Annotated in this window: 16 protein-coding genes and 3 pseudogenes; 11 read left to right on the top strand and 8 right to left on the bottom strand. The window is 47.9% G+C overall.

Going from position 1 to position 15,331, the window contains the following annotated elements:
* Positions 1-40: 40 nt before the first annotated feature.
* Positions 41-721: pseudogene (locus tag RS889_RS17860) on the top strand (integrase domain-containing protein); the annotation flags it as partial.
* Positions 722-823: 102 nt separating this feature from the next.
* Here RS889_RS17860 and RS889_RS23865 read toward each other — a convergent pair.
* A pseudogene (locus tag RS889_RS23865) lies at positions 824-967 on the bottom strand (IS5/IS1182 family transposase); the annotation flags it as partial.
* A 571-nt stretch (positions 968-1,538) separates the two neighbouring features.
* On the opposite strand from RS889_RS23865, the gene istA reads away from it, so the two are divergent.
* The 3 genes from istA (at position 1,539) to RS889_RS17845 (ending at position 5,293) form a co-directional block, all read left to right on the top strand.
* The gene (gene istA, locus RS889_RS17855; RefSeq protein WP_315707433.1) at positions 1,539-2,711 is read left to right on the top strand and encodes an IS21 family transposase; all 1,173 of its coding nucleotides are present in this window, start codon (positions 1,539-1,541) and stop codon (positions 2,709-2,711) included.
* A complete protein-coding gene (gene istB / locus RS889_RS17850) occupies positions 2,711-3,508 on the top strand; it encodes an IS21-like element helper ATPase IstB (protein ID WP_315708199.1) in 798 nt (265 codons plus the stop codon). Before istA ends, istB begins: the two co-directional genes overlap by 1 nt.
* Before the next feature lie 102 nt (positions 3,509-3,610).
* The gene (locus RS889_RS17845; RefSeq protein ID WP_315708198.1) at positions 3,611-5,293 is read left to right on the top strand and encodes a DUF262 domain-containing protein; all 1,683 of its coding nucleotides are present in this window, start codon (positions 3,611-3,613) and stop codon (positions 5,291-5,293) included.
* Between the two features lie 189 nt (positions 5,294-5,482).
* Here RS889_RS17845 and RS889_RS17840 read toward each other — a convergent pair whose 3' ends face one another.
* The 5 genes and pseudogenes from RS889_RS17840 to RS889_RS17820 form a co-directional block, all read right to left on the bottom strand.
* Positions 5,483-5,935: a hypothetical protein gene (locus tag RS889_RS17840; RefSeq protein WP_315708197.1), complete on the bottom strand. Its 453-nt coding sequence runs from the start codon at positions 5,933-5,935 to the stop codon at positions 5,483-5,485.
* Positions 5,936-6,212: 277 nt separating this feature from the next.
* Positions 6,213-7,799 (bottom strand): IS66 family transposase, encoded by a 1,587-nt coding sequence (tnpC, locus tag RS889_RS17835; RefSeq protein WP_315707817.1) that lies wholly within the window; start codon positions 7,797-7,799, stop codon positions 6,213-6,215.
* A 45-nt stretch (positions 7,800-7,844) separates the two neighbouring features.
* Positions 7,845-8,213, bottom strand: a complete 369-nt coding sequence (gene tnpB, locus RS889_RS17830) for an IS66 family insertion sequence element accessory protein TnpB (protein WP_290180505.1) — start codon at positions 8,211-8,213, stop codon at positions 7,845-7,847.
* Positions 8,213-8,521, bottom strand: coding sequence for an IS66 family insertion sequence element accessory protein TnpA (gene tnpA, locus RS889_RS17825; protein WP_290180506.1), 309 nt, complete (start codon positions 8,519-8,521; stop codon positions 8,213-8,215). The genes tnpB and tnpA overlap by 1 nt, the downstream gene beginning before the upstream one ends.
* A gap of 85 nt (positions 8,522-8,606) precedes the next feature.
* A pseudogene (locus RS889_RS17820) lies at positions 8,607-9,068 on the bottom strand (IS110 family transposase); the annotation flags it as partial.
* A gap of 677 nt (positions 9,069-9,745) precedes the next feature.
* Between RS889_RS17820 and RS889_RS17815 the strand changes: the two are divergent.
* From RS889_RS17815 to RS889_RS17785, 7 genes are all read left to right on the top strand, one after another.
* Positions 9,746-10,087 carry a hypothetical protein gene (locus RS889_RS17815; protein ID WP_315708196.1) on the top strand — a complete coding sequence of 114 codons (342 nt, stop codon included), beginning with the start codon at positions 9,746-9,748 and terminating at the stop codon, positions 10,085-10,087.
* Positions 10,088-10,196: 109 nt separating this feature from the next.
* Entirely contained in the window at positions 10,197-10,526 is a 330-nt protein-coding gene (locus RS889_RS17810; RefSeq protein ID WP_315708195.1) for a hypothetical protein, read from the top strand.
* 242 nt (positions 10,527-10,768) lie between these two features.
* Entirely contained in the window at positions 10,769-11,770 is a 1,002-nt protein-coding gene (locus tag RS889_RS17805) for an ArdC family protein (RefSeq protein WP_315708194.1), read from the top strand.
* Positions 11,771-11,778: 8 nt separating this feature from the next.
* The gene (locus tag RS889_RS17800; protein ID WP_315708193.1) at positions 11,779-12,066 is read left to right on the top strand and encodes a TA system toxin CbtA family protein; all 288 of its coding nucleotides are present in this window, start codon (positions 11,779-11,781) and stop codon (positions 12,064-12,066) included.
* A gap of 100 nt (positions 12,067-12,166) precedes the next feature.
* Positions 12,167-13,093, top strand: a complete 927-nt coding sequence (locus RS889_RS17795; RefSeq protein WP_315708192.1) for a DUF1281 domain-containing protein — start codon at positions 12,167-12,169, stop codon at positions 13,091-13,093.
* The gene (locus tag RS889_RS17790) at positions 13,086-13,454 is read left to right on the top strand and encodes a DUF5983 family protein (protein ID WP_315708191.1); all 369 of its coding nucleotides are present in this window, start codon (positions 13,086-13,088) and stop codon (positions 13,452-13,454) included. The genes RS889_RS17795 and RS889_RS17790 overlap by 8 nt, the downstream gene beginning before the upstream one ends.
* Positions 13,455-13,561: 107 nt before the next feature.
* Positions 13,562-14,245, top strand: coding sequence for an N-6 DNA methylase (locus RS889_RS17785; protein ID WP_021014812.1), 684 nt, complete (start codon positions 13,562-13,564; stop codon positions 14,243-14,245).
* 76 nt (positions 14,246-14,321) lie between these two features.
* On the opposite strand, the gene RS889_RS17780 is transcribed toward RS889_RS17785, so the two are convergent.
* Entirely contained in the window at positions 14,322-14,486 is a 165-nt protein-coding gene (locus tag RS889_RS17780; RefSeq protein ID WP_315708190.1) for an FxLYD domain-containing protein, read from the bottom strand.
* Between the two features lie 283 nt (positions 14,487-14,769).
* A complete protein-coding gene (locus RS889_RS17775; RefSeq protein ID WP_315708189.1) occupies positions 14,770-15,315 on the bottom strand; it encodes a hypothetical protein in 546 nt (181 codons plus the stop codon).
* Positions 15,316-15,331: the final 16 nt, after the last annotated feature.

The raw sequence follows: 15,331 nt of genomic DNA, 5'->3' as shown, positions 1-15,331 counted from the left end.
ACGCGTTCACGCAAAACCAGAAACAGCGTTCACGTTCCGCCAGAATGAGTGTTCACGAGCGGCCAGAATATGCACTGCGGGGAAACACCGGTTGGCAGACCCTAAAAATGAACGACTGAATAATAAATCGCTCGGTATTTCGGGCGTAAATCGTGATGGAACGAAAACAGCGTTAACACAAGATGAGTTTTTAAAAGCCTTTAATGAAATTGAAAAACAGGATCGCGGTGTGGCTGCCACGATGAGACTGGCCTATGTTTTCGGATTAAGAACGAAAGAGTCGGTTGAGGCCTGCAAATCATTATCAACCTGGAAACAGGCCATTGAGCGTGGTGATAAATCCATTCGTGTTGTGTTTGGTACGAAAGGTGGCCGTCCCCGTGATACAACAATCATTGATCGCAATGAAGCCCGAAGGGCAATTTTGTATGCAGAAAAAGAAGCCAGGGAGCGCAATGGTAAATTTATTGACAAGCCAGGCATTCATCAGGCAATTAACCGGTATCGATATTTTCTTCGTAAAGCTGGTTTGAATGGTGAGAAAGCACCACATAGCATGCGCTATAATTTTGCCCGCGAACTTTCAAAATATCACAAAGATAATGGTTTTAACGATAGCGAAGTCCTGGCACTGGTTTCAATGGATTTAGGTCACGGTGATGGCCGTGGGCGCTATATTAAACAGGTTTATTATCGGAATGATGTGGCTGAGGGGGACTGATGTTAATTCATATTAATCTCGGCATTAATCTTATTCGGCGTATTACCAGAAAAGATGCTGGGTGTTGGGTGGGTATTCTGGCGTTATATTCGCATTAACTCTCTCGAAGTCAAGAGAATCAAGCTGTAATCCCTCTACAAATACATCAACTACTCTGACTGGGTTATCTTCAGTGACAAAATCATCCAGCACCTCAGGGAACAAAGTCGACCGATGTCTGCCTTGGACTTTAATGTGATGCGTCATATCTGTACTCGCAATATGTAATCGTATGCTTCTAATTTTAATAGATAAAGTGGGTCTCCGCATGGGTTTATCAAGAATGGTTGATCATATTAAGTCACTGCTTAGACCAAAAAGTGAATAGTAGTTTTCACACAGCCTGTGCCAGGTATAGTCATTCGAGCCCTGATAGTTACACTTTTAAGTGATTCAGGGTATGCGCTTACTGGTTACGAATATTGTGCCAGAATCATGTGATTTGATGATTGCCGCTTTGCTTTCGAGCCAGTAAGTGCTCCACGTTCGCTAACGAATACTCAGGGCATGCAGACAAACTGCTGACAATATTTCTTTCAAAGAGCGTGGAATGCATAGCGGACATTACCTACACTAATGCTGTATTATCTACCGGATAGGGTAGTCAACAATGGTCCTAGAGTGTCAAGATAATCTGTAACGATTCATATGATGCAAGAGTCCATTTAACTTAATTATGTTAGCGCCAGTGATATAAGACGGTAATTCACCATTAGTATTGTCCGCTCCACCCTACATGTTGTTTCCTTTAGGTTCTCACACCAGAAAGGACATCAACATGCTGAGCAGAGAGGACTTTTACATGATAAAGCAAATGCGCCAGCAGGGTGCGTACATTGTCGATATTGCGACTCAGGTGGGTTGCTCTGAACGAACTGTCAGACGCTACCTCAAATACCCTGAACCGCCAGCCAGAAAGACTCGCCACAAAATGGTTAAGCTGAAACCGTTTATGGACTACATCGACATGCGCCTGGCCGAGAATGTCTGGAATAGCGAGGTCATCCTCGCGGAAATTAAGGCAATGGGCTATACCGGCGGGCGTTCCATGCTGCGTTACTACATCCAGCCCAAACGTAAAATGCGCCCATCAAAAAGAACGGTTCGCTTCGAAACCCAGCCGGGATATCAGCTCCAGCACGACTGGGGCGAAGTCGAGCTGGAGGTTGCCGGGCTACGGTGTAAAGTTAACTTCGCGGTTAATACGCTGGGGTTCTCCCGACGCTTCCATGTCTTCGCCGCGCCAAAGCAGGATGCTGAACACACCTATGAGTCGCTGGTTCGCGCCTTCCGCTACTTCGATGGCAGTGTGAAAACTGTGCTGGTTGATAACCAGAAGGCAGCGGTGCTGAAAAATAACAACGGAAAAGTGGTGTTCAACTCCGGGTTCCTCTTGCTGGCCGATCACTATGACTTCCTGCCACGGGCCTGCCGCCCACGCAGGGCCAGAACCAAAGGAAAAGTAGAGCGGATGGTGAAGTATCTCAAGGAGAACTTCTTCGTCCGGTACCGCACGTTCGACAGCTTCGCTCATGTTAACCAGCAACTGGAGCAGTGGATGGCGGATGTTGCTGATAAACGGGAGCTTCGCCAGTTCAAAGAAACACCGGAACAGCGCTTCGCGCTGGAACAGGAGCATCTGCAGCCGTTGCCGGATACAGACTTCGATACCAGCTACTTCGACATCCGCCATGTGTCCTGGGACAGTTATATCGAGGTTGGCGGCAATCGTTACAGTGTTCCTGAAACCTTGTGTGGACAGCCGGTCTCAATACGGATCTCACTGGATGATGAGTTGCGGATCTACAGCAATGAGCAACAGGTGGCGTCACACCGACTCTGTTCAGCATCGTCTGGCTGGCAGACTGTGCCGGAACACCACGCCCCGCTCTGGCAGCAGGTCAGCATGGTAGAACATCGCCCACTGAGTGCTTATGAGGAGTTGCTGTGATGCATGAACTTGAAGCGCTGCTGAGTCGCCTGAAAATGGAGCACCTGAGCTATCACGTTGAAAGCCTGCTGGAGCAGGCGGCTAAAAAAGAGCTGAACTACCGGGAGTTCCTGTGCATGGCGCTGCAGCAGGAGTGGAACGGCAGACATCAGCGCGGCATGGAGTCCCGACTGAAGCAGGCGCGTCTGCCATGGGTCAAAACGCTGGAGCAGTTCGACTTCACCTTCCAGCCGGGCATCGATCGTAAGGTTGTCCGGGAGCTGGCCGGTCTGGCGTTCGTGGAGCGCTGCGAGAATGTAATCCTGCTGGGTCCTCCAGGTGTCGGGAAAACCCATCTGGCCGTTGCTCTCGGCGTGAAAGCGGCGGATGCAGGGCATCGGGTACTGTTCATGCCACTGGACAGACTGATCGCGACGCTGATGAAAGCGAAACTGGAAAACCGTCTGGAGCGTCAGTTACAGCAACTGAGTTATGCCCGGGTGCTGATCCTGGACGAAATAGGCTATCTGCCGATGACCAGAGAGGAAGCCGGCCTGTTCTTCCGGTTGCTGAACAGACGATATGAAAAAGCGAGCATCATCCTGACGTCAAATAAAGGCTTCGCAGACTGGGGAGAGATGTTCGGAGATAACGTGCTGGCTACGGCGATCCTGGATCGGCTGCTGCATCACTCAACCACGCTGAATATCAAAGGAGAAAGCTATAGGTTGAAGGAAAAACGTAAAGCTGGGGTGCTGACCAAAAACGCCATGCCAATCAGTGACGATGAAATGGCGGAAAGCGGACAGCATCAGTAAAGAAAGCATCTAGCGGGCATGAAAATGGCAAATAACGGTCAAAGATCGTGGCGTTGACATAATTATGATATTAATCTCAAAAAAATAAAGGATTTTAACTATATGACTAAGCAGTTTATGTTAATGGAACCAAAAAATGAAAACTTTAATGAATTAATTGGAGGATCAAATAAGTACATTGTTCCTAGATTTCAGAGAGACTACGCATGGGATATAGGCCAATGGGAAGACCTGTGGAGTGATGTCACTACGCTTGATGATGAAGGGTTCCACTATATGGGTTATATAGTTCTTCAACAAAAAGAGCAGTACCAACATGAAGTCATTGATGGACAACAACGGTTAGTTACTTTGTCTATTATAGTTCTGGCGGCTATGAAAGCTATTAAAAATTTGATAGACAAAGGAGAGGAAGTTGAAGAGAACACTGAGCGACTTAATGAAATAACAAAGACCTTTGTTGGTAATAAAAACTTCGTTTCGTTAAAAGTAATCAGCAAGCTCGATTTGAACAGAAATAATAAAAGATACTTTCAAAAAATATGCTCAAACTTAGAGGCTCCTAATAGTCGTGGCACAACCTCTACGAATAAATTACTTCGAAAATGCTTTGAATTTTTCAATAAAAAAACCTTCGGCAACTCCGGGTCTGAAATTGCACAATTTATCGCTGATTTCTCTTCAAGCATGGTTTTTACGAAAATTATTGTTCAAGATGATCTTAATGCATACAAAGTATTTGAAACTTTAAACGCTAGAGGTGTTCAATTATCAACACCAGACCTATTGAAAAACTATTTATTTTCAATAGTAACTAAAGATGAAAAGATCGGAGATGAGGAACTAGATGAATTAGATGAGCAATGGTCGGAGATCATTGCTCAGCTTGGAGAAAGTAATGTGTCTGATTATATCAGGTATCATCATAATTCTCACAGGAGAATGGTGACAAAAAATGACCTCTACTCTTCCATGAGAAGAGTAATAACGACCCCTAAAGAAGCATATGATTATTTAAGATCATTGATAGATTCCGCATCTATTTATGCATCATTGATTAGTCCAAATGATGAATGGTGGGCTGAACAAGATATGAAATACAAAGATGCAATGCATTACCTCAACGGAATTAGGCTATTCAATATAAAACAGCCATTGACTATACTACTTGCGGCTTTCAATAAATTCACTCCCGAAGAATTTGTCAACCTTGCACGCTGTCTATATGTATTATCTATTCGATACAATGTTATTTGTCATTTGTCACCAAGTGAACAAGAATCTATGTATAATCAAATTGCAATTAAGGTTTCTAATCGAGAATATAAAAGAGCTAGTCATGTGAAACATGGCGATGAGTTCAAGCGATTGTATCCTGATGATAATATTTTCTTTAACGCATTTGAATTTCATCGAATGCCAAGTAGACAAACAGCAAAAAAAATCAGATTCCTTTTGGCTGAGATTGAGGAATATCTAGGTAACCGTTGCGATTATGAAAAAATTACATTAGAGCATATTTGTCCTTTCAATCCAGAAAAAGATTGGTGTACTTCTTTTGGGGAGGGAGTCAATGATGTGAAAGATAGACTCGGGAATATGATTTTAATGGATAAAGATAATCTAAAAAGAGCCTCTTTCGAGGTAAAAAAAACCGAATATGAAAAGTCAAAATACAAATTGGCATCAAAGGTTAAGGAGTATGCGAGTTGGAATTTAGAGGCAGTTAATGACTTTCAAAAATGGATGTCTGAACAAGCAGTAAAAGCTTGGAAAGTTATTTAACATATCGATAGATGCATAGGTGAAGATGGGATGTTTCGCAGGTAGTTCGACGAGCCATGGCATTACATCTCTCACCAAGTTCGCTACCTTGTCTGCAGTCATACCAAACACATGTTAGAAATACCCGCTATTGGCAGGTCCGCTTCTCGCCGGTAAGTGTTGGTGGGATTATTAAAATTTAGGTCGTAGTTAAGAATCATTAATTATCTGAATTATGGATTCAATACGTTGCTTCATCTCATCGATAATCTGATCCGTGGGGAGGTTTGCTGATCGCACATTGCCTGATATTTTTCCTGGCTTGTGATCATTTTTAAGAAGTGCGTAATCAAGGCATTTGATTTTGTTATTACCCAAGGTTATTCCAAAATTCTCCAACTTATTATCAGATACCTCGTCAGGCATCTTACCATCAGGCCTTAAATTACTCGGTATGTTAGCTTCTAATTTTTCCATAATAAGATACTTACCAGATTGGCTAATACTCCTGATCTCGGCAATACATTCAAGAACACTTTGAAAATTTTTTATAACAGCAGTGAAATATACTGTTGCTTCCGTTTCATTTGCTTTGTTACCAGCTGTAGTATCCTCTTTAATTATAAAGTCAGTATATCCATTTACTTCATAGACATTTCTCATGTTCCCACTTTTAATCTTTTGACCTATCAACACTTTAAAGTCATTATCAGTTGATCTGCACGCAGGTAACATTATTACTCCGTCTGAGTTTATTAAAAAATGTAGCCTATGGATTTATACCACCACCTTCTTAAATTGTGAATTTTTTTCTCAACAATGCTGTTCATTAAAGAAATGAATGTCCGCTTCACGCCCTGATAAGAAGTTGAGGATAATATTGTTTAAGAGTGTTGATTAACCTGTTCACAGTAAGCGCCGTTAAATCGACGTACTCCCCCTATCCATACTGCGACACATTTTTTAAAAAGGGGACCAGGTCCACATTCCAGGGCAATAACGCGTCGAGTTTTTCTTGCGTATCCGCCTCGCCGATGTGATCCAGCACATACTGGATATACGCCGTCGGCTCTAACTGATTGGCCTTCGCCGTTTCGATCAAGGAATAACACCCGGCACTGGCGCTGGCGCCCTGCGAACTGTCGGCAAATAGCCATGCCTTGCGACCGACCGCAAACGGGCGGATGGCATTTTCCGCCAACGCATTGCTGATGTTCACCTGCCCATGATCGCAATAGCCTATCAATTCTGCCCAGTGGTTGAGCGTGTAGTCCATGGCCTGACGGGTCAGCGATCCCTTCATTATCTTGCCGACATTCTGCTCCAGCCATAGTTTGAATGCCTTGAGCAACGGCAGGCTATATTGCTGACGGGCCAGGTATTTGTCCGCTTCACTGCGCCCCTGCAGGCTCCGTTCAATGCCATACAGTTTACCGATGTAGCCCAGCGCCACATCCGCTTTAGTGGGTTTGCCTTTGGCAGATTTTGCGCCCTTGGGGACCGCTTTGCCCGCTTCAATATATTTGCGCCGGGCATGATCCCAGCAGCCGATACGCACGAGATTGTTTTCACGGCACACCGCGTCATAACCGGCATAACCATCGGTTTGCAAAATACCGGTGAATCCCGCCAACAGGCGCACGGGAACACTACCCGCGCGGCTCGGGTCATACTCGAACAGCACTGAGGGTTTATCGGGGGGGCCACCGCGTATCACCCACATCCATTTGTCCGATTGGGCGGTTTTGCCTTCTTCTTTCAGCACCTGGATGCGGGACTCATCCATTTGCAGGTAACGGCCACTGTTTTGCACGTCACGCAACCTGGCCAGCAGCGGGGCAAATACCTTGGCTAACCGGATGATCCAGTGGGCCATATTGGTGCGGCCTACCGGGTGGCCACTGCGGGCAAGCATGTTTTCCAGGCGGTACAGCGGCAGCCCATCGGCATATTTGGCGACGATGATATACGCCAGCAAGGCGGTGGTGGCAAAACATTTGCCCAGCGGATGGACCGGGCGGCGGGCAGCCACAATAAACTCCTCGCCATCGCGGTCAAACACCGCTTTTTCCTGCCAGTATTCGATGACTTTTAATTGGGCGGGAATAAACGCCAGCTCTTCTTTAACCTTGCTGAAGAAGGTGGCGCGGGCGCCGGCTTTTTCTTCGTCGGACAGGCACAACTCCACACGTTCACGCAGCAGGTTGGCGGAGAAACCGCGTTGGCGTTTTTGGGTGCCAGACGGCGGTGGGGGCGGCGATACGTCATCCGGCAGTTGAGCCAACAAGGACTCCATTGCCACGTCCAGTTCGGCTTCATCGAACAAGGCAATCTGGTCAGTATGCCGCTCACTGCTGGCGGCAAACTGTTGGGCTTTTTTGAGGCGGAGCAGTTCTTCGAGTAGGGCGATATAACATTCGCGATGTTGAAGCTGTTGCTGAAGTTCCTCGACCTGCGCCAGCAATTCAACCGCAGATAAACTGCGGTTGTCTGGGTTTTCGGCTGGCGGGAAAGTGGGCGTTTTCATGGTTAAATTATAACAAAAACAGCCACCTGATGCTTCCTGTTTCGACTAATTAACGCCATCATAATGCAGTTTTTTATGCCCATTGAGTAGACTGATATCGTAACCATCAAGCAGCCAGTTAATCTGCTCCCCGGTCAGGGGTAACAGGTCATCGGCCAGACTGGGCCATTTGAACTTCTCCTCTGCCAGCGCCTTGTAATAAAGGACAAAACCATTGTCTTCCCACATCAGACATTTGATTTTATTGCGCTGGCGGTTAGTAAAAGCATACAGCGCCCCGGTAAAAGGATCGTGTCCCAATTCCTGTTCTATCAGCGCCGCCAGCCCGTTGACCTGCTTGCGGAAATCGATGGGTGCGCGATAAAGAAAAATCTGTGGCATCGCCAGCGCCGGGCGTAAGTCACGGTTACGCATCAGAGTTGCCTGAGAATAGCGCCCAGCAGGGAGACATTGCGGTCATTAAGACCGGTGATCACCAGGCCATTGGGCAATGAGAGTGTCAGCTCGGTTGGGGTGTCGACGTGGGTGATGTCGGCGGTGACTTTGGCAAACCCTGGGGCCCGCGCTTGAGTCGGGTTATCGGTACAATATTTTTGCCGCCAGTAAACAAACTGGTGGTATGTCAGCTGCTGTTGCTGGCAGAAAACCTGGCCAGAAAGACCGGATGCTTGCCAGGTGGTGATCTGTTCGCGCCAATAGTCGGCCCGCTGTTGAGATGTCATGATTGCGCCCTGCATTTATGGTAGACAGCGGCAGTGTGGCGCAGTTAATCACTGAAAAAAAGATGCCGATTTAAGGGCGCTTACTGTTCACAAAACGGCGTTTGTCCTCAATCATCTGGCGACGCTGTTCAACTAACTGCTGGAACAATCGGATATCAGCATTGTCGGGTTCAATGGCTTTTATCTTTTGGGGATAGCGTAGCATTAACTCTAATGCTAACTCGGCATCCTGCGGGTCATCCTTAGAGCCACTGGGCCAGAAGGTTTGCCGGTAGCGAGCCAGGGACAAAGCGTGTACAGGAAAAACGGTGATAAACGGATATTTCTGAAGAGCATACACCACGGGACCTTTCTTCAGCTCAAGAGCTATAGCGATCCTGCCTTTTACCTTCTGGTGTAACTCGGTAAGCCAAGTATCAATCGCCTCTGGAGTATGTTCAATCACATGGAATACGCGTTCACCGTTTTTAAACTGAACATATACATCATGTTTCTTATCGGCCCAGTCCAGACCAACATGAGCAGCAAACTGATTTATCGCAGTCATCACCAACTCCTTTTTATCGGGGATTGGTATGCGTTCCACGCTCTTTGAAAGAAATATTGCCAGCAGTTTGTCTGCATGCCCTGAGTATTCGTTAGCGAACGTGGAGCACCTACTGGCTCGAAAGCAAAGCGGTGATCATCACATGATTCTCGCTCAATATTCGTAACCAGTAAGCGCATACCCTGAATCACTTGAAAGTGTAATTCTCAGGGTTCGAATGACCATATCTCGCTCATTGCAGACTGTCAGGTTTTATCGTGTCCTAACCAAAAAACCTGTCAGTATCTCTTGGTAATCACACTAATACGATTTATGACCTGGTTTTATCGTACAAAATGGAAAAATCTTTGCGTTGATGGTATTGCCGAGCCTGGGCAGATTGTGTACGATTAATTCGCTAATGTTGTCTCCGACAACTGCCAATGTTCCGGTGATTTGAGAGGAACGCCTTCGGGTAATCACATGCCAATGCCATCATGACCTGAGAGATGGCGCTTTCGGGCGGTTAAGTTAAATCTGTTTATCCTTTGAAAACAGAGACCTTCGGGTTAAGGCTCACTTCACACGTTTTACTCTTAATTGCTGTTACCCCATGGCACTTCGCCATCAGATTTTCTTACCCTGCAGGGACTTTGCTCCCTTCGGGCATGGTTTCCCTGTTATCAGAGGATATTGCCATGTCTGTCTATGACATTACTGTCGAACGTATTCACGCTTGTGCCCGGTCGAATATTGAGTTCATCGTGCTCGTTTCTGAAATGGAAGCGGCATTACTCACTATACGTGCATTAGAACGCTGTGGTATTCCGGATGACGTCGATGTAGATGGCTTCCCATCACGGACCAACGAGATAGTTTGGATTGCTGGACAGCTCGGGAAAGCCTGCGAGTCCAATCTGATACCTGATTATCTTTTTCAAAAGTATATCACTGAGCTCATTCTTCTTGGTCAAACTGTAGATGAATATGCTTGGGAATATGGATTCCATAAAGGCGTGGAGTCTGTCGAAGACTTCTGATAGCGCTTCACCGAGGTCCTAACAGGGCTACTTAACTAATCACCACCTGCGGGGAAAACTTCCCCCGCAGGTGGTGAAGGTTTCTCCGCTTCACTGTAGGAGAAACACCATGAAAATCCTCATTTCTGCTTTACATAAAGCAGCCGTCGCCCTGGAACATTTTTCTACTGTGCTGGAGCAGCATGACAACGACTGGTTCACCAATCGAACGGGCCAGCTGAGCTTCCGTCCCGAAGTCTTTCAAAACGGGCTGGGGCAATTTACCGCTTCGGTCGCGTGTCGAACGGGGTGCAGTTCCCGTGACTGGCAGGTGCAGTATTTTTGCACCTGTGGTCACTGGCGTTCTGCACGTCAGGCCATGAAAGCAGCCCGTAGAATGGCTCGCGATCTGGCTTTGTATCGTTATCGTTTTAGCGATGGCGCCCTCAACACGTGGTGACACCGAATTTTATGACATGGCTTCCCGGAGAGACTTCCTTCCGGGAAGTCTCTCCTGTTAACCACAGAGGGGGACTTATCATGTTCCGTTTTACTTCCGCTTCTCTGCGCAAATATCGTATCAATTCGGTCACTCCGGAGGGTGAAATCATCCCCTCTTTTACCCGATAACCGATAATTTTCTTCCACTCCCAGTGGCGTATTCCGCCACTGGCCGGGATACGCCTTTTTGAGGTTTATCCCATGAAAAAAACGTCTTCTGCCCGCAGGGCACCGAAAACTGAACGTGCTGACCTTTATCAGCAGGTGACTGACAAAATTGTTGCCGCCCTGGAGAAGGGGACCGCGCCCTGGCGAAGACCCTGGCGTGCTGCACAAAAGCCTGCCGGCAGTTCTCTGCCGGCGAATGCCACGACCGGCAACGCTTACAGCGGGATAAATATCCCCCTGTTATGGATGGCGGCAGAGGAGCGAGGGTTCAGCTCCGATCGCTGGCTCACCTACCGGCAGGCACAGCGTGCCGGAGGACACATCCGTACTGGCGAAACCTGTAGCCTGGCCGTGATTTTCAAGCCGTTTGAGGTCCAGGCTGAAGATGACCAGGGCAACAAGCTTGTCGATGATGACGGGAAACCCGTGATGGAACCCCGCACCATGCTCAAACCCCTGCAACTGTTTAATACGCAACAATGTGACGGTCTGCCGGCAGCGTTGTCCGATGCACCGGCCACTATTCTGACTCAGGAAGAGACGGAGACGGTTTCTGCACCGGTGATGAACCGTGTACTGGAGATATTCAATGCCAGTGGTGTGACCGTAAACTTTCTGAATCAAAACCGGGCATGTTATCGGCCGGTCGCGGATCAGATAGTGATGCCGACTTCCGGGCAGTTTTTTACCGAGGCGGATTACTGGTCCACATTACTTCACGAACTGGTGCATGCCAGTGGCCATCAAAAACGGCTAAACCGGGAAGGGATAACCTCTTCGACTCGACAATTTGGGGATCCGGTTTATGCGTTCGAGGAGCTCATCGCCGAGCTGGGCAGCGCCTTTCTTTGCGCAGAGCTTGGCGTGTACGGCGAGGTGCAGCATGACAGTTACATCAGTGGCTGGCTAAAAGCCCTCAAGGAAGACAAAAGGGCCCTGTTCCGGGCGTGCCGTCAGGCACGGGAGGCTTCAGCGTTTTTATTAAATCTGAAGGTTGGCACTGAATCGGCATTAACGGCCTCAGAAGTGGCCTGATGGAGATAATGATGCAGACACAACAATTCTGGCAGGCCACCGCATCGGCACTGCTGGCCAGGCACTTTGGCCTGACGTTGAATGATACCGATTTATGCGATGAAGCCTGTGTGGACGCGTTGCAAAAAGCGGGTATCAAACCTTTTGAAGCGATTAATGACCTGGTGGACAAGTATCACCTGACTCATCTTGACGGTGCCGCTTACCGGCCGCGTTCGCCTTATCTGACTGCGGCTGATGAGTTGATTGCCGGCCTTGAGGCCGGTGCAACGCTCGGGTTCATCAGTCACCCGTAAACGGGGCTGACCCGTTTTATTCATTTCACCACCCACAGGGGGAGATCTTCCCCCAGTGGGGAGTCTCCCTCTTTTTATGTCCAAAAGAGGAGAAGTAACCATGTTTGAATGGTGCAAAAACCGTCTGGAAATCACCGGTCGTTCTGTATTTATCGATGTCATGCTGCAGTGGGTGACGGGCGATGAAGTTCCGCTCTACCGTCACGCCGTACAACAGAGTATTCAGCTGTTTCTGGCTGGCGCGGCAGGGATACTGAAGCCGGCCAAAAATGTGGAATACCTCCCGTTCCCTGGGCTGGTGTCTCACGGTTCTGGCCCGGCCATTGCCTCAAATCTGGCTTTTCAGCACTGGCTGGAGTTACTGCAGAAAGATGCTGTACTCAATCCAGATACCATCAGGCAGATTGACCGTATCTGGATGCAATCAGGTCTGAGTGCGGTCAGATGGGAGACGATCTCTCTGGCAGCACGCCAGATAATGACGCTGTTAATGACCCGGCAGTACGTTGACTGGTTTGGTGTGGCCACCTGGTCATCTCATATCGATGGCGGTGCCTGTTGGGAACAACTGGGGAAAAGACCTGATCGTGCCTGCCATTGCGACATGTTGATGATTATTCCCTCCCGGCTTGCGGCGGAACTTAACGGTAATGGCCATCTGCTGACGGGGATGTCCAGTACGGGTAGCCTTTACCGTCGGGTCCACGGGATGGAGTGGCCTTGTGGTCATAACGTTCTCTGGCATCGCGACCGTATAAACAGCCTGCGACTGGAGTTCGATTCACCATCGTATCCGCCCTCCAGTGAATTAATGGGGGAAATCTCAGCCATCTTTGACTGTGAAATCCGACATTGGTATCAGGAGCCGGTCAACGGTATTCGGGGTTATGACTGCTATGACCGCGGAGATCATGTTGATAGCGGCAAGTGTGGGACGGGGTCGTTTTCGGCTGAACTGCTGTCTTTCCCGGCAGACGCGTTGTCGGTGAATGAACAGGCCGATGTGCCGCAGGTGAAGGATGCGTGAAATGGTCAATGACAATAAGGTGTTGAGTCGCACAGCGGGTGAATACGCGCAACCTGAAGAACTTTACCGGTATGTTGTTTGCAGTACCGCACATCTGACTGAGCAAGACGCTGAGTTGTGTCATCGCCTCGGTCATCAGTGGTGTGAGTGGGGGGATTCAGAGTGGATCCATCTTACTGGCACCGGCTATCTGGTGCGGTTAAGTGCCTTCAGCTTCCCGCTGCTGGTTCTGAAGAGGCGCGGATTTTCAAAAAATGCACGCAGGCTGATCTACGTACTGATGAGACGATTAAATATCTCTCTCATCCACTTTGACTGCTGCGGTGAGGTACTAAGCGGGTTTGCTGTCCATGACTGGTAAGCCTGTGCTTTATTCGACAGTTACATAAGCGGAACGTCGTTCCGTCTCTCTCACCATCCTGAAGGGGAAATATCCCCTTCAGGGCATATTTCCCCTGGAGATATGCGATGAACATCATGGTCGACCATAAGAAGCAATTCATATCCATTTTTAACGAAACCGCCCGCTACCATCACCGGCAGAAGGTCTTTCGCGACTTTATTACTCTCGCGGCCGCATCGATTCATAACGGTATCTGTTTTGATGACCTGCTGGAACAGGAGTATATGGAGACTGTTCGCCAGTATGAGGCAAAAGATGCAGAACGGATGTCCATGTTACTGGAAGAAGTTGCAATGGGGCTTGCGGCTGAAAGCAGTGATTTTCTTGGTTCGCTCTACATGCAACTGGAGCTTGGTGAATCAGCACGAGGCCAATTTTTCACACCATTTTGCGTTTCCCGGATGATGGCTGAGATACAGTTGGGTGATATCAAAAACATACTGATAGATAAGCCCTTTGTTACTGTTTACGAGCCAGCTTGCGGTTCTGCTGGAATGCTTCTGGCTATCGCTGAGGTGATAAAGGAGAAAGGTTTTAATCCGTCCCGGCATCTCTGGGTTTCTTGTATCGATATCGATCCCGTGGCGTCAGGAATGGCTTATATTCAGTTGTCTCTGACGGGGGTTGCTGGTGAAGTGGTGACGGGAAATGCACTGAATGGTGAACGTCGCCGGGTCATGTTTACACCGGCGCATTGGCTGGGAAACTGGCCATCGCGTCTAAAAAGCTGCGCTGTACACGCTGTATAAACCTAAACTTAAGCCTCTGCATTGCAGAGGCTTTTAATACATTGCGTTAGCGCTAAATTTTTATGGCCAGAAGAGGCTAATATGCAGTTATTTCAGTGACGTTGAAACTGTCCGGTTTACCTTTAATCGTGTTGACAAACGCTTGCACCTTAACGTTTTGCCCAGGTAATAGATTTGTGGCTGAGTCAATGGTGTCGCTGACGACAGTGTCACCTTGATAAAGGTTAAATTTGATGAACACATTTTTGATAGTAGCATCGGTGTTGTTGTGTCCTTTACCGACGATAGCAATTAATCCATTGGACGTGTTTTCAAGATGAAGTTCACTTAATGTGACTTTATTTCCACTGGCCTATTTAACCCATTGGAAATACTTTTTTCTGTATTTTGAATGCGTTTTCTCCCTCTTTTTTGAACGATTTCTTCAGCATCAGTAATGAAGGAGGGGATGCCGTTCAATTTTGAATTCAGATCCAACATTGAAAGTCTCCCATCCCGCTAATTCATGGCATCATAGTTAAAAATCAGCGAATTTCTCCTTCCGCCACCGGGCCAATTTGTGTCCAGAGTTTTTTTGTCCAGGCCTCTTTAAGGTGGGAGGAGTCTGCTGAGCGATAGGTTGCAGCGACCTGGCTGTTGCTCCCTTCTCGGCTGACTTCCAGTGTCAGATGGTCTGCGTTCCCCCAGATGCGGCTCATCCGGTAGTAAGATCCCGGTTGAGCGCTCCAGTCAGTCCCTTCTGCCATTGCGCTGGCCACCCATCCTGAATTTCCTTTACCGCTATTTTTTGCGGCGGTGATTTCATCGTCCGACGTGAAGCGGTAATAACGTTTCAGCCTTGCGGCGGCCGTATCGACATCAGCATGAACCGTCAGGGTTTTACTGACTTCACCCCATTCAGGTGATTTCCCGTTATTAGATAACGCTGTCGATGGTGAAAAAGAAGAACCGAACTCGCTGATTTGACGTGTTAAGGTGCCCAGATCGCTATTACTGCATCCTGTAGCACCCAGGACGATTGCCATAGCCAAAAGGATCACAGGTACGCGGTGTCGTTTTGAGGTTGTCATGGTATTTCTCCGTTAA

Origin of the sequence: Brenneria uluponensis (assembly GCF_032395385.1) — a bacterium.
Lineage (GTDB): Bacteria > Pseudomonadota > Gammaproteobacteria > Enterobacterales > Enterobacteriaceae > Prodigiosinella > Prodigiosinella aquatilis.
The sequence above is the reverse complement of the archived record's forward strand: the minus strand, read 5'-3'. Positions and strand labels throughout refer to the sequence as shown.